The sequence below is a fragment of the Neisseria shayeganii genome, from assembly GCF_014054965.1.
Lineage (GTDB): Bacteria > Pseudomonadota > Gammaproteobacteria > Burkholderiales > Neisseriaceae > Eikenella > Eikenella shayeganii.
The window spans coordinates 2,356,560-2,369,903 of the sequence record NZ_CP059567.1; the positions used below are offsets into that span (position 1 = coordinate 2,356,560).

At 58.9% G+C, this 13,344-nt stretch carries 15 protein-coding genes and 1 pseudogene; 8 read left to right on the plus strand and 8 right to left on the minus strand.

Features of this window, described 5'->3' with window-relative positions:
• Window positions 1-56: 56 nt before the first annotated feature.
• The gene (gene purD / locus H3L94_RS11575) at window positions 57-1,325 is read right to left on the minus strand and encodes a phosphoribosylamine--glycine ligase (protein ID WP_182122105.1); all 1,269 of its coding nucleotides are present in this window, start codon (window positions 1,323-1,325) and stop codon (window positions 57-59) included.
• Window positions 1,326-1,442: 117 nt separating this feature from the next.
• Between purD and H3L94_RS12740 the strand changes: the two genes are divergently transcribed.
• Genes H3L94_RS12740 through pyrC form a run of 3 tightly spaced genes read left to right on the plus strand, consistent with a single transcriptional unit; the run spans window position 1,443 to window position 2,998 of the window.
• Window positions 1,443-1,637: a lipoprotein signal peptidase gene (locus H3L94_RS12740; RefSeq protein WP_244958908.1), complete on the plus strand. Its 195-nt coding sequence runs from the start codon at window positions 1,443-1,445 to the stop codon at window positions 1,635-1,637.
• 38 nt (window positions 1,638-1,675) lie between these two features.
• Window positions 1,676-1,900, plus strand: coding sequence for a sulfurtransferase TusA family protein (locus H3L94_RS11580; protein ID WP_040660493.1), 225 nt, complete (start codon window positions 1,676-1,678; stop codon window positions 1,898-1,900).
• A gap of 60 nt (window positions 1,901-1,960) precedes the next feature.
• A complete protein-coding gene (gene pyrC / locus H3L94_RS11585; RefSeq protein WP_182122106.1) occupies window positions 1,961-2,998 on the plus strand; it encodes a dihydroorotase in 1,038 nt (345 codons plus the stop codon).
• Window positions 2,999-3,080: 82 nt separating this feature from the next.
• On the opposite strand, the gene H3L94_RS11590 is transcribed toward pyrC, so the two are convergent.
• Window positions 3,081-4,025 carry an AraC family transcriptional regulator gene (locus H3L94_RS11590; protein ID WP_182122107.1) on the minus strand — a complete coding sequence of 315 codons (945 nt, stop codon included), beginning with the start codon at window positions 4,023-4,025 and terminating at the stop codon, window positions 3,081-3,083.
• 102 nt (window positions 4,026-4,127) lie between these two features.
• Window positions 4,128-4,290: pseudogene (locus H3L94_RS12915) on the minus strand (ATP-dependent exonuclease); the annotation flags it as partial.
• Window positions 4,291-4,614: 324 nt separating this feature from the next.
• On the opposite strand from H3L94_RS12915, the gene H3L94_RS11595 reads away from it, so the two are divergent.
• The 4 genes from H3L94_RS11595 (at window position 4,615) to H3L94_RS11610 (ending at window position 7,188) form a co-directional block, all read left to right on the plus strand.
• A complete protein-coding gene (locus H3L94_RS11595) occupies window positions 4,615-5,655 on the plus strand; it encodes a threonine aldolase family protein (RefSeq protein ID WP_182122108.1) in 1,041 nt (346 codons plus the stop codon).
• A gap of 76 nt (window positions 5,656-5,731) precedes the next feature.
• Window positions 5,732-6,331, plus strand: a complete 600-nt coding sequence (locus H3L94_RS11600; protein ID WP_182122109.1) for an IMPACT family protein — start codon at window positions 5,732-5,734, stop codon at window positions 6,329-6,331.
• Between the two features lie 104 nt (window positions 6,332-6,435).
• Window positions 6,436-6,978: a gamma carbonic anhydrase family protein gene (locus H3L94_RS11605; protein WP_182122110.1), complete on the plus strand. Its 543-nt coding sequence runs from the start codon at window positions 6,436-6,438 to the stop codon at window positions 6,976-6,978.
• 3 nt (window positions 6,979-6,981) lie between these two features.
• Window positions 6,982-7,188 (plus strand): hypothetical protein, encoded by a 207-nt coding sequence (locus H3L94_RS11610; RefSeq protein WP_182122111.1) that lies wholly within the window; start codon window positions 6,982-6,984, stop codon window positions 7,186-7,188.
• 351 nt (window positions 7,189-7,539) lie between these two features.
• Here H3L94_RS11610 and H3L94_RS11615 read toward each other — a convergent pair whose 3' ends face one another.
• On the minus strand, window positions 7,540-8,148 hold the full coding sequence (locus H3L94_RS11615) for a Maf family protein (RefSeq protein WP_182122112.1): 609 nt from the start codon (window positions 8,146-8,148) through the stop codon (window positions 7,540-7,542).
• A gap of 110 nt (window positions 8,149-8,258) precedes the next feature.
• Between H3L94_RS11615 and dnaJ the strand changes: the two genes are divergently transcribed.
• Entirely contained in the window at window positions 8,259-9,386 is a 1,128-nt protein-coding gene (dnaJ, locus tag H3L94_RS11620; protein ID WP_182122113.1) for a molecular chaperone DnaJ, read from the plus strand.
• A 253-nt stretch (window positions 9,387-9,639) separates the two neighbouring features.
• Here the strand turns inward: dnaJ and H3L94_RS13115 are convergent.
• The 4 genes from H3L94_RS13115 to H3L94_RS11640 form a co-directional block, all read right to left on the minus strand.
• Window positions 9,640-10,579 (minus strand): IS630 family transposase gene (locus tag H3L94_RS13115; protein ID WP_182122119.1). Its coding sequence is split into 2 segments (ribosomal slippage): window positions 9,640-10,245 and window positions 10,247-10,579, totalling 939 coding nucleotides; the frame shifts between segments, so codons are not numbered across the junction.
• Window positions 10,580-10,653: 74 nt separating this feature from the next.
• Window positions 10,654-11,426 (minus strand): IS5 family transposase gene (locus H3L94_RS11630; RefSeq protein WP_182121336.1). Its coding sequence is split into 2 segments (ribosomal slippage): window positions 10,654-11,072 and window positions 11,072-11,426, totalling 774 coding nucleotides; the frame shifts between segments, so codons are not numbered across the junction.
• Between the two features lie 154 nt (window positions 11,427-11,580).
• Window positions 11,581-12,510 (minus strand): electron transfer flavoprotein subunit alpha/FixB family protein, encoded by a 930-nt coding sequence (locus H3L94_RS11635; protein WP_182122114.1) that lies wholly within the window; start codon window positions 12,508-12,510, stop codon window positions 11,581-11,583.
• A gap of 10 nt (window positions 12,511-12,520) precedes the next feature.
• Window positions 12,521-13,270 (minus strand): electron transfer flavoprotein subunit beta/FixA family protein, encoded by a 750-nt coding sequence (locus H3L94_RS11640; RefSeq protein ID WP_182122115.1) that lies wholly within the window; start codon window positions 13,268-13,270, stop codon window positions 12,521-12,523.
• Window positions 13,271-13,344: the final 74 nt, after the last annotated feature.

Sequence of the window (13,344 nt, forward strand, 5' to 3'; positions counted from 1 at the left end):
CGAATCGTTTTCAGATTCGGCAGCTTTATTGTTAACGCCGGCTTTCTTTATCCGCGTCAGATGGCTTTGTCGGCAATGTCTTGCCGGTATTGCATGCCGTCAAAGCGGATTGGCGCCAGGGCTTGGTAGGCTCGGGCTTTGGCCGCGGCCACATCGTCGCCCAGGCCGACCACGCACAGCACGCGGCCGCCGTTAGTAACGATTTGGCCGTCGCCCTTATCGGCGGTGCCGGCGTGGAACACTTTGCCGCCGGCCTCGGCCGCTTGGGCCAAACCGTGAATCACCTCGCCTTTTTGCGGGCTGTCGGGGTAGCCGGCGGCCGCCAACACCACGCCGACGGCGGTTTGCGGATTCCATTGGGCGCTGACGGTGTCGAGCCGGCCAGCCAGGGCGGCGGCCACTAGGTCGGCCAAATCGCTGTCCAAACGGCTCATGATGGGCTGGGTTTCTGGGTCGCCGAAGCGGCAGTTGAATTCGATGGTGTAGGGCGCGCCGCTGTGATCAATCATCAGGCCGGCATAGAGAAAGCCGGTAAACGGCGTGCCGTCCGCCTGCATGCCGCGCACCGTGGGCAGGATGATTTCGTCCATCACGCGCTGATGCACGGCGGGGGTGACCACCGGCGCCGGGCTGTAGGCACCCATGCCGCCGGTGTTGGGGCCTTGGTCGCCGTCGAGCAGGCGTTTGTGGTCTTGGCTGGTGGCCATCGGCAGCACATGTTCGCCGTCCACCATCACGATAAAACTCGCCTCCTCGCCCTGCAAAAAGTCTTCAATCACCACCCGCGCACCGGCGGCGCCCATTTTGTTGCCCAACAGCATGTCGTCGATGGCGGCATGGGCTTCGGCCAGGCTCATCGCCACCACCACCCCTTTGCCGGCAGCCAGGCCGTCGGCCTTGATCACGATGGGCGCACCTTTGTCGTCCACATAAGCATGGGCGGCCTCGGCTTCGGCAAAGGTTTGGTAGCCGGCGGTGGGAATGCCGTGCCGCGCCATAAAGGCTTTGGCAAAGTCTTTGGAGCTTTCCAGCTGGGCGGCGGCTCGGGTGGGACCGAAAATAGGCAGGCCGACGGCGTGGAAGTCGTCCACCATGCCGGCCGCCAGCGGGGCTTCGGGGCCGACCACGGTAAAGGCAATTTGTTCGCGGCGGCAGAAATCGATTAACTCGGCATGGCTGCTCAGGGCCAGATTGCGCAACTTCGGCTCTTGCGCGGTGCCGGCATTGCCGGGGGCGACAAAGACGGTGTCCACCTTGGGCGACTGCGCCAGTTTCCAAGCCAAGGCGTGCTCGCGGCCGCCGCTGCCGATAACGAGAAGTTTCATGCGATATCCTTCGGTAAAAAGCGGAAAAATCTGAGGCGCGATTATAGCGGATTGGCGGGTGGCAGGGGCTTTGCGAAAAACAGACTGTGTTCAGGCAGCCTTCTTGCTTCGGGCTACCTGAACACCCGATCAGGAGACGGCAGGCTGAGACCTTTGCAAAACCCCCATCTGCGGCGCATTTCTGCGTTGTGCGCTGCTCGCTCACTTGCCTATCTATATGATATGTCTGCGTTCCCTGCGCTGCTACGCCTTGAACTGCATCCACATCTGGAGGGTTTGCAAAGGTCTCAGGCTTTGCGCAATCGGCTATAATTCGGCATATTTTCCCAGCCAACCCCATGCCGACTGCCATGAACCCACTCACCTTAGACTTAAGCGGCCTCAAATGCCCGCTGCCGATTTTGCGCACCAAAAAAGCGCTGGCGGCAATGGAAAGCGGCCAAGTGATTACCGTGCTGGCCACCGATGCCGGCGCACCCGACGACTTCGCCGCCTTCTGCCGCCAAACCGGCCACGAACTCTTATCCTCCACCGCCGATAACGGCGTATTTACCTTGGTGGTGCGCCACAAATAAGCCCGGTGCCTGCGCCCGTCAGGCTACCTGAAACCCCTACCGAAACACCGAAAGATTCCCATGCAAACCCTCCAGCTGATCCAACCCGACGACATGCACCTGCACCTGCGCGACGGCGAAGCGCTGCGCGCCGTACTGCCCTACACCGCCCGCCAGATGGCGCGCGCCGTCATCATGCCCAACCTCAAACCGCCGGTGGCGCAAGTGGCCGACGCCTTGGCCTACAAACAGCGCATTCTCGACGCCCTGCCTGCAGGCAGCGCTTTCGAGCCGCTGATGACGCTCTACCTCACCGACAACACCACGCCCGACACCGTGCGCGAAGCCAAAGCGGCCGGCATTGTGGCCTTCAAACTCTATCCCGCCGGCGCCACCACCAATTCCGATTCCGGCGTCACCGATTTGTTCAAGCTCTTGCCGGTGCTGCGCGAAATCGCCGCCCAGGATTTGCGTTTTCTGGTGCACGGCGAAGTCACCGATGCCGACATCGACATTTTCGACCGCGAAGCGGTGTTCATCGAACGCATTTTGAAGCCGGTGCTGGCCGAAGTGCCCGATTTGAAAGTGGTGTTCGAGCACATCACCACCGCCGAAGCCGCCCGTTTGGTGTGCGAGGCGGGCGACAATATTGCCGCCAGCGTGACCCCGCAGCACCTGATGCTCAACCGCAACGATCTTTTGGTGGGCGGCGTGCGGCCGCACTACTACTGCCTGCCCGTGCTCAAACGCGAAAGCCACCGCCAAGCACTGGTGGCGGCGGTTACCGGCCCGCAGGCGCATAAATTCTTCCTCGGCACCGATTCCGCCCCGCACCCGCAGCACACCAAAGAAAACGCCTGCGGCTGTGCCGGCATGTTCAGCGCCGCCACCGCCATCGAACTGTATGCCGAAGTATTCGAGCAGGCCGGCGCCTTGGACAAGCTGGAAGCCTTCGCCTCGCAAAACGGCGCCCGCTTCTACGGCCTGCCGGAAAACCACGGCCGTATTACCTTGGTGAAACAGGCGCAAACCGTGCCCGACAGCGTGCCCATGGGCGCTGACCGCTTGGTGCCGATGCGTGCCGGCGACGAAGTGGCGTGGTCGGTGCAATACGGTTAACGGCTGCCGAAACCGGTCAAAACGGACAACAGGCTACCTGAAAACCCTTCAGGTAGCCTGTTGTTCAGTGCGTACAAACAAATCAGCGGCCGGCCAAATCTTGCGGCCGGATGTGGAAACGCTGCCTGAATTGGTTGTTGAAATAAGCCGTGCTGCCGAAGCCGCAACGGTGGGCCAGGAAAGCCAGGGAAAACGGATAATTGCCGCTGCTGAGCAAAGCATAGGCCTGTTGCAGGCGCTGTTCTTTGAGCCAGGCGGAAAAACGTAGGCCGTGGTGGCGGAAAACCAAATGCAGGTAGCGGGGCGAAATACGGCAGGCGGCGGCGGTTTGGGCGGCGGTGAGGCCGGTTTGCGACAAATGCTCGCGCACATACTGCTGGATACGCAGCAGATGTGCCTGCAACACAGCATTGTCCGGTGCCGTCAAAGCGGCCGCCGACTCGTTGAGCAGCAGCGCCACCAGCTCTACCAAATGGCGCACAATCAAGCCGCTTTGCGCCGCATCATCCTGATGGGCTTTCAGTTGCCGGAACGCCAAGGGCAGATAAGCGGCGAGAAACTCGGCTTTGGCCGTGTGCGCCTGCTGCGCTTCCCGACACAAACCTTCCGGCCGCCGACACAGGCTGCGCAGGCGTGGGCCGTCGATTTTCACCACCCACATGTGCACCGGCTGCGGGCAGGCAAAGGTGTAGGGCAACAGACTGTGTTGCAGCAAAAAACAGCCGGGCCGCACTTCAGAAGCACGCTCTTCGCAGGTGTAGCGGATCGGGCCGTTCAGTGGCAGCGCCAGTAAAAATGCATCCTCATCGGTTTGCTTGGGCTCACTACGGCGCACATAACGCACCGCCGTATTTTGCAAATACGACAGCTCCACATCGCCGGCGGCCAAACGGCTCAGGTAACCCTTGAAACGGCGGACATCGGCGATTTCCACATTCAGTGTGTAATAAGCTTGGATGATGCCGTCCCGCCAGGCTCGGGCTTTATCCTCCGGCGGCAGACGGGCGGTATCGAGATGGGTCCACACGGCGTTTCCTCCTCTGGTTCCGGCGTGCACCGGCGCTGTTGACATTGCGTGCCGGAGCGGAATGTTCACTTCGCAACTTTGTCTCGCGATCCGCTTCACAAGCCGAGACCTTTGCAAAACCCCCAGATGTGGATGCAGTTCAAGGCGTAGCAGCGCAGCGAACGTGAACGCCAGGAATCCCTGTGGGACAGACAATATCATGAAGATAGGCAAGCGAGCGAGCAGCACACAACGCAGAAATGCGCCGCAGATGGGGGTTTTGCAAAGGTCTCAAGCCGCATCTGCTGCCTTGTCCATGCTGGCAAAGTAGCCAGTCTTGCGCACATTGCCGCCCGACATACGCGGTTTTTGCCGCGAAAAACCGTTTCACCAACCACGCCGCTTTGCTACCCACAGATGCTAGAGCATCAACACGTTTGCACAAGATAACCGCAATCATGCAGAAAAACCATGCGCAAGATCAAGAAAATAGCAATTGGTTTGCACAGCCTGCCGCCCTGTCGGCGGCCTTCTCTGCCGCCGCCGGTGGTTTTGTCCGGCCTTCGGGCGTTACAATGCGCCTCTGCGAATTTTCCGGGCTACCTGAACCATGTCCTTTCCCCTTCTGCACGCGCAAGACACCCTCTCCTTTGCTTCCGACAACTACGCCGGCGTCCACCCCCACATCATGGCCGCGCTGGAAACGGCCAACGGCGGCCATGTGTCCGCCTACGGCAACGACCCCTACACCGCCCACCTGCACACCCTGATCCGGCAGCACTTCGGCGAACAGGCCGAAGCCTGGCCGGTGTTCAACGGCACCGGCGCCAATGTGCTCGGCCTGCAGGCCCTGCTGCCGCGCTGGGGCGCCGTGGTGTGCGCTGAAAGCGCCCACATCCATCAAGATGAGAACGCCGCGCCGCAAGCGGTGGGCGGGCTCAAGCTGTGGACGGTGCCCACGCCCGACGGCAAGCTGACGCCCGAGCTGATTGCCCGCCAAGCGCACGGCTGGGGCAACGAACACCGCGCCCAGCCCTTGGCGGTGTATCTGAGCCAAAGCACCGAATGCGGCACCTGCTACCAAATAGAGGAAATCCGCGCGATTGCCGATTACGCCCACCGCCACGGCATGGCCGTGTTTATGGACGGCGCCCGTCTGGCCAATGCCGCCGCCTTTCTCGACACCGATCTGAAAACCTTAAGTACCGATGCCGGCGTGGACCTGCTCTCCTTCGGCGGCACCAAAAACGGTCTGATGTTCGGCGAATGCCTGGTGGTTTGCCGGCCCGAAGCCGTATCCGGCCTGGCCTATCTGCGCAAAATCAACTTGCAGCTGGCATCCAAAATGCGCTTTATCTCCGCCCAGCTGATTGCGCTGCTCGAAAGCGGCCTGTGGCTGCAGAATGCCGAACACGCCAACCGCATGGCGCAGCGGCTGGCCGCAGGTTTGCGGCAAAACGGCGAAGCAAACATTCTTTACCCCGTGGAAGCCAACGCCGTGTTTGCACAACTGCCGCCGGATGCCGCAGCCCGCGCCCGCCGCCACTTCGACTTTTACGACTGGGACCAACAGGGCACGGTGCGCCTGATGTGTAGCTACGATACCCAGCCCGAACACGTGGATGCCCTCTTGGCCGCCATCCGCGGCTAACAAAATCAGACGCCACCGCCCTCAGGCTACCTGAAAACCAAGCGCCCCTTACTGCCGGCTAAAACCCTTTGCCACCATGATGAACACCCATTACCGCACCCTCGCCGCACCCGCCGAAGCCGAATTCAAAGACAAAGGCAGCCGCTTCATCGCCTACGCCTACCCGGTGGCTGATGCCGAAGCAGTGAAAACCCATGTCGAAGCCCTGCGCCAGGCGCACCACAAAGCCCGCCACTGGTGCTACGCCTACCGCCTGGGCACCGACGGCAACCGTTTCCGCGCCAACGACGACGGCGAGCCGGCCGGCAGCGCCGGTCGTCCGATCTTGGGTCAGATCGATTCCGCCGGCCTCACCGACACGCTGGTGGTGGTAGTGCGCTATTTCGGCGGCACGCTGTTGGGCGTGCCCGGTCTCATCCACGCCTACAAAACCGCCACCGCCCAAGCGCTGGCGGCGGCCGAAACGGTGGAAAAAGCGGTGCGCCGCACGGTACGCCTACGCTGCGACTACCCGCATTTGAGCGAAACCCTACGCATTGCCAAACAGCATCAGGCCGAGGTACTCGAACAGGATTTGCAGCTCGACTGCCGGCTGCTGCTGGCGGTGCCCGCCGCCGAATACGATGCCTGCCTGGCCGCCTGGGAACAAACCCGCGCAGTGCAGCGGCTGGATTAGGGTCGCCATCAAACCGTATGGCAGCCAACACCCCCATGCTGGCTTTCAGGTAGCCTTTACCGATATACTGGCCGCCGTTTCACCCGTTTCACGATTGTTTTGTCATGTCCAATATCCGCCCCTATCTCGATACCGCTCCGCAAATCCACGATTCCTGCTACATCGACCCCATGTCGGTGGTAGTCGGCGACGTGGTGCTGGGCGAAAACGTTTCCGTGTGGCCGTTTGCCGTCTTGCGCGGCGACGTAAACAGCATGCGCATCGGCCGCAACAGCAATGTGCAGGACCACGCCATGCTGCACGTGAGCCACAAAAACGACGCCAAACCGGAAGGTTCGCCCCTGAGCATCGGCGAAGACAGCACCATCGGCCACCACGTTACCCTGCACGGCTGCACCATCGGCAACCGCGTACTGGTGGGCATGGGCAGCATTGTGCTCGATGACGCGGTGGTGGAAGACGACGTGATCATCGGCGCCGGCAGCTTGGTGCCTTCGCGCAAACGGCTAGAGAGCGGCTACCTGTATGTCGGCTCGCCGGTGAAGCAGATCCGCCCGCTTACCGAGGAAGAACGTGCGTTTCTGCCGTATTCCGCCGCACATTATGTGCGGGTGATGAACAACCACAAACAATCCGGAAAGGAGTAAGTCATGCGTAAGCAATTATCGGTTTATGCACTTGCATTGGCCGCAGCATGGGGCTTGGCCGCTTGCTCGGCAGGCGTGGGTGTCGGTGTTGGCATCGGCGGCGGCAACAGCCACATCGGCGTGCGCGGTAGCGTAGGCGCAGACAGCGGCAGCCGCAGCGAAGCCTATGGCCAAATCGGCGTCGGCGTGGAAGCAGGCAGCCGGCGTTGATTAAAGCATACAAGATGCAAATAGGCTGAAACCTTTACAACTATCTTCTTCTTGCCACCGCTGAAATCTGAACACAAGATTTCGGCGGTTTTTGCCATCCAAATCCTTCTTTAAACTTTGCAAACCTTATCAGCCGCCTGTTTCATCCGGTCAATTAACTGGTTTGACACGGATTCCCAACCATGTTCCCCTTCGACGAACTGCATCACGGCGTCAACAAAATGGTCAATGCCTTGCGCTTACTCATCCATAAAGAGACTCCCGCGCCCTACGGATTCATCTGCAAATGGTAGGATGTCCAGCCTAAATTGCATTGAATGAATCCGCACCAGCTCATCACCCGGCCAAACACTATCGGCCGCTCGCCAAAGCAGGCAGACTGACGCCTAAATCGGCCAGCAAAGCAGTGGTTTCAAACACCGGCAGCCCCATCACGCCGGTAAAGCTACCGGCCAAATGCCGGACGAACACACCGCCCAAACCTTGAATGCCGTAAGCACCTGCCTTATCCATCGGCTCGCCACTGGCCAAATACGCTTCGATTTCCCCCGCTGTCAGGGTTTTAAAATGCACATCACTCTGTTGCAGCACCGACTGCATTTTTCCCTGCCGGCTCACACACACTGCGGTAAAGACCTGATGCACCGTACCGGATAAAGCCTGCAGCATGGCCCGTGCGTCTTCCCATGATTCGGGCTTGCCCAAAATCCGACCGTTCAAAGCCACAGTGGTGTCTGCGGTCAGCAAAGGAACGGAATCATCCAAACCTTGCTGTCGCGCTACAATTTGTGCCGCCCGGTTTTTTGCCTGTGCCAGGCGCAAAGCATATGGGCCGGCGGCTTCATCAGAGTAAGGCGTTTCATCGATTTCAGCCGCCACCCGCAGCACTTCAAACCCCAAAGACAACAGAATTTCCCGCCGTCGCGGGCTGCCGGAAGCCAGATAAAGCAAAGCAGACATGGTTACATTTTCCAAAAATCGCCAAGGCTACCTGAAAAAAACGGCGACGTCTTGTTTTTCCCGTTTTCGCCCTTATTTGCGGCGCAAATCCGTTTTCAAGCGAAAAAACCATGAGCAATCAAGACTACTACCAATTGCTGGGCGTGGCCAAAGGAGCCAGCGACAGCGACATCAAAAAGGCCTACCGCAAACTGGCCATGCAATACCACCCCGACCGCAATCCCGACAATAAAGAGGCCGAAGAAAAGTTTAAAGAAGTACAAAAAGCCTACGATATTTTGTCCGATCCTGAAAAACGGGCCCGCTACGACCAATTCGGCCATGCGGGCGTTGATCCGAATATGGGCGGCGGTGGTGGATTTGGCGGTTTTGGCGGCGCGGGCGGCTTTGATTTCGGTGACATTTTCAGCCAAATGTTTGGTGGTGCCGCGGGGGGTGGCGGCCGCCAACAAAATTTCCAAGGCGCCGATTTGCGCTACGACATCGAAATTACCTTGGAAGAAGCCGCAGCCGGCGCCAAGAAAAAAATCACCATTCCCACGCATGAAGAATGCGATTTGTGCCACGGCAGCGGCGCCAAGCCGGGCACATCGGCCACCACCTGCTCCACTTGCGGCGGCAGCGGCGTGGTGCACGTGCGCCAAGCCATTTTCCAACTGCAACAAACCTGCCCCACCTGTCACGGCACCGGTAAACAAATCAAAGACCCTTGCGTCAAATGCCACGGCGCAGGCTTGGTGAAAACACGCAAAACGCTGGAAGTAAACATTCCGGCCGGCATCGACGATGAGCAACGCATCCGTTTGGCCGGCGAAGGCGAACCCGGCACCCACGGCGCGCCTTCCGGTGATTTATACGTAGTGGTGCACATCCGCCGCCACGATATATTCGAGCGCGATGGCATGGATCTGCATTGCGAGCTGCCGATCAGCTTCACCACCGCTGCTTTGGGCGGCGAAGTGGAAGTGCCCACTTTAGACGGCCGCGTCAAGCTCAACATCCCCAAAGAAACCCAAACTGGCCGCCGCATGCGGGTAAAAGGCAAAGGCATGAAATCGCTGCGCTCTTCCGCAACCGGCGACCTCTATTGCCATATTGTGGTGGAAACGCCGGTCAACCTCACCGACCGCCAAAAAGAGTTGTTGGAAGAATTTGAAAAAATCTCCACCGGTTTGGACCGCGCACAAACACCGCGCCAAAAATCGTTTATGGACAAACTGCGCGATTTATTTGATTGATCGGCTTTCCAATCAATTGCTTGCTGAAACAGGCTACCTGAAAATTTCAGGTAGCCTGAGACCTTTGCAAAACCCCCAGATGTGGATGCAGTTCAAGGCGTAGCAGCGCAGCGAGTGTGAACGTCAGGAATCCCTGTGGGACAGACATATCATGCAGATAGGCAAGTGAGTGAGCAGCGCACAACGCAGAAATGCGCCGCAGATGGGGGTTTTGCAAAGATCTCAGCCTGTTTTTGCTTAGAGCAATTTCGATTTAATTCATTACATACCCAGCTGATTTGAAGTAATTGGCACACTCTTGAGCCGAGAACAAATCAACCAGCTGCCCCATGCGCTGCCACAGCGCACCCACCGTGCGCTCGCCCGCCCTGCGCAGCAGCGCCTTGAACTTGGCAAACAGCTTCTCGATGGGGTTCAAATCCGGCGAGTACGGCGGCAGATAGCGAATGCTGGCGCCCACGCCTTCGATGGCTTCTCGCACGCCCGCCACTTTGTGGCTGGAGAGGTTGTCGGCAATGACGATGTCGCCAGGGCGAAGTGTCGGGCACCGAAAGGTTTTGACCCACGCCAGAAACACGGCGCCATTGATGGGGCCATCGGTCACCATGGGGGCCGTCAGTGCATCACAGCGCAAGGCGGCAATGAAGGTGCTGGTCTTCCAGTGCCCATGCGGGGCGCTGGCCACGCAGCGTTGACCGCGCGGGGCGCGCCCGCGCAGCGGCGTCATGCAGGTGCTGCTCCAGGTCTCGTCCAGAAATACCAGGCGCCTGGCATCGAGCCGGGCCTGCTGCTGTATCCAGCTCGCCCGTGCCTGCTGCACGTCTTCACGTTCCTGCTCGCTGGCGTGCAGCGTTTTTTTTGAAGCTCAGCCGCCATTTGTTGAGCTGGTGCCACAAGGCCGAGGGTTTGATGCTGATGCCATGCTCGCCCAAACGCTCGCACATTTGCACCAAGGTCAGATCGGGATCGGCCTTGATCCAGTCGCGGATCATGCCCTCTACTGGCGCCAGTCGGGAGATGCGCTTGCCGCCTTGCTGCCTGCTGCTGCGCTCGCCTTCTTTTTCGAAGCGATCACGCACGCGATATACCCACATGCGGCTGACTTCATAACGACGGGCAATGGCGCTGGGTCGCTCTCCGCGCTCCAGCGCTCTCAGTACTCGATCTCGCAGGTCTTGCGAATAGGCGCGCATCTCATGCTCCGGCTGCCAGAAAAAACCTATTATGTAACGTTTTTAGTCGAAGTTGCTCTAGGCCGAATCGACATTCAACCCACCCACAAGGTAATTGATGCGAGATAGAGGAAAGCCAGGAAGTGAGAGGGCTTGCGGTCAAAACGAGTGGCGATGCGGCGGAACTGCTTGAGCCTGGCAAAGCAACGCTCGATGCGATTGCGTAGCCGGTAGCGTGCTTTGTCGTAGGCACGCGGCTGCTGGCAGCTGCGAGGCGGGATCACCGCCTGGGCGCCGAGCGAGTGGATCAGCGCCACCAGTTGCCGGCTGTCATAGCCTTTGTCGGCCAAGACGTACTTGGGCTTGAACCCGGCCAGCAGCGCTGGGGCTTGCGTGATGTCGTTACGCTGGCCGCCAGTGAGGATGAATCGCACCGGTCGGCCCTGGCCATCTGTCGCCATGTGGATCTTCGTGCTCAGACCTCCTCGGCAACGCCCCAGAGCCGGGTGTGCCGCCCCCCTTTTCCGGTCGCCGCCTGTGCGTGCGCCCGGACAATGCTGCTGTCGATCATCAGATACTCGTTGCTTCGATCCTGAATCAGGGACTGGAACACCAGCTCCCAGATACCCTTGGCCGCCCAGCGGGTGAAGCGCTTGTGCACGCTCTTGTAGGCTCCGTAGCGCGTGGGCAGATCGCTCCAGCGCGCCCCGGAGCGCAACACCCACAGCACGCCATTGACGAAGCTGCGGTTGTCCGCTGCCGTACGCCCGGGGTCACCGGCCTTGCCTGGGAGCAGATCTTCGATCCGCTCCCATTGGGTTTGGGTTAATTCGTAGCGGCGGGGCCGCGGATGCTTGGTCTTGGTCATCCGCCAAAGATACCAGATGAATGTCGATTCGGCCTAGAAGATATCGTCAGAAAACATTACCAGGTTTTTCTCACCCAAAACCGCTCCGCAAATAACTGATACAAAAAGCCGGGAAATCCCGGCTTTTCATTTGATGGTTTCACATGAAACATTTTTACAGCGCTTCTACCAATTCAGGCACCGCAGTAAACAAATCGGCTACCAAACCATAATCGGCAACATTGAAAATCGGCGCTTCCGGGTCTTTATTGATGGCCACAATCACTTTGCTGTCTTGCATGCCGGCGATGTGCTGGATGGCACCGGAAATGCCCACGGCAATATACAGCTCGGGCGCCACCACTTTACCGGTTTGGCCGACTTGGTAATCGTTCGGCGCATAGCCGGCATCCACTGCCGCACGAGAAGCACCGATTGCGGCACCCAATTTGTCGGCCAAGGGGGTAAGCACACTGTTGAATTGCTCGGCATTGGCCAATGCACGGCCGCCGGAAACAATGATTTTGGCTTGGGTCAGCTCAGGACGGTCGGATTTGGTCAGTTCGCGGCCCACAAAACGGCTCAAACCTTGTTGAGCGGTCGCTTCTACGGTTTCCACCGCAGCATTGCCGCCTGCGGTAGCCGCCGCATCAAAAGCAGTGGCACGGAAAGTCAGCACCAGTTTGGATTCGCTGCTGTTCACGGTAGCGAACGCATTGCCGGCATAAATGGGGCGGACAAAAGTTTGGGCATCCACCACTTCGGTCAAATCGGATACTTGCGAGCAATCCAATAACGCGGCCACACGCGGCAGCAGGTTTTTACCGAAAGCGGTGGCAGTGGCGCCGATATGGCTGTAGTCGCCGGCCAGCTTCACCACCAAGGGTGCCACTTCTTCCGGCAGACTTTCGGCATAGTGGGCGGCATCCGCCAGCAATACTTTGGCCACGCCGGCTACCTGCTTGGCTTCGTCGGCCACAGAAGCAGCGCCGTTGCCGGCCACCAATACATGTACCTCACCCAATTTTTGCGCGGCAGTAACCGCGTGCAGGGTGGCGGGATTGAGTTTTGCGTTGTCGTGTTCGGCAATAATCAATACGGTCATGGCTTTCTCCTTAAATAACCTTGGCTTCGTTTTTCAACTTGGCCACCAATTCGGCCACACTTTCCACTTTAATGCCGGCACTACGGGCTTTAGGTTCGGCTACTTTCACCTGATTCAAACGGGGAGCGGCATCCACGCCCAAATCGGCCAAGGCGATTTTTTCCAAAGGTTTTTTCTTCGCCGCCATGATATTGGGCAGCTTCACATAACGCGGCTCGTTCAAACGCAAATCGGTGCTGATCACCGCCGGCAGTTTCAAAGCCACGGTTTCCAAACCGCCGTCGATTTCGCGGGTAACCGACACTTCGCCGTCGCCCACTTCCACTTTGCTGGCAAACGTACCTTGCGGCGCATTCAAAAGGGCGGCCAACATTTGTGCCGTTTGGTTGGCATCGTCGTCAATCGCCTGTTTGCCCAAAATCAGCAGCTGCGGCTGTTCTTTATCCGCCACGGCCTTCAGGCCTTTGGCTACGGCCAAAGGCTCCAATTTGGCGTCGGTTTCTACATGGACGGCACGGTCGGCACCCATTGCCAATGCGGTACGCAGGGTTTCTTCGCATTGCTTCACGCCCAAAGACACCACCACGATTTCGCTGACTTTACCGGCTTCTTTCAAACGCACGGCTTCTTCTACGGCGATTTCGTCAAACGGGTTCATGGACATTTTGACATTGCCGATGTCCACATCGGAACCATCGGCTTTCACACGCACTTTGACATTGAAATCAACCACGCGTTTTACGGCAACCAGTGCTTTCATGCCTTCTCCTTATTTGTTGAATGGAAAGTAAAACCAATACGGTAACAGCGCTCTATTTTGCCCACTCCTGAAAG

Bases quoted from the DNA above. Each gene is read 5' to 3' on its own strand.
- dnaJ (WP_182122113.1), top strand. From the start codon at position 8,259: ATGAGCAATCAAGACTACTACCAATTGCTGGGCGTGGCCAAAGGAGCC.
- H3L94_RS11640 (WP_182122115.1), bottom strand. From the start codon at position 13,270: ATGAAAGCACTGGTTGCCGTAAAACGCGTGGTTGATTTCAATGTCAAA.
- purD (WP_182122105.1), bottom strand. From the start codon at position 1,325: ATGAAACTTCTCGTTATCGGCAGCGGCGGCCGCGAGCACGCCTTGGCT.
- H3L94_RS11605 (WP_182122110.1), top strand. From the start codon at position 6,436: ATGTCCAATATCCGCCCCTATCTCGATACCGCTCCGCAAATCCACGAT.
- H3L94_RS11595 (WP_182122108.1), top strand. From the start codon at position 4,615: ATGTCCTTTCCCCTTCTGCACGCGCAAGACACCCTCTCCTTTGCTTCC.
- pyrC (WP_182122106.1), top strand. From the start codon at position 1,961: ATGCAAACCCTCCAGCTGATCCAACCCGACGACATGCACCTGCACCTG.
- H3L94_RS11600 (WP_182122109.1), top strand. From the start codon at position 5,732: ATGATGAACACCCATTACCGCACCCTCGCCGCACCCGCCGAAGCCGAA.
- H3L94_RS11580 (WP_040660493.1), top strand. From the start codon at position 1,676: ATGAACCCACTCACCTTAGACTTAAGCGGCCTCAAATGCCCGCTGCCG.
- H3L94_RS11615 (WP_182122112.1), bottom strand. From the start codon at position 8,148: ATGTCTGCTTTGCTTTATCTGGCTTCCGGCAGCCCGCGACGGCGGGAA.
- H3L94_RS11635 (WP_182122114.1), bottom strand. From the start codon at position 12,510: ATGACCGTATTGATTATTGCCGAACACGACAACGCAAAACTCAATCCC.
- H3L94_RS11610 (WP_182122111.1), top strand. From the start codon at position 6,982: ATGCGTAAGCAATTATCGGTTTATGCACTTGCATTGGCCGCAGCATGG.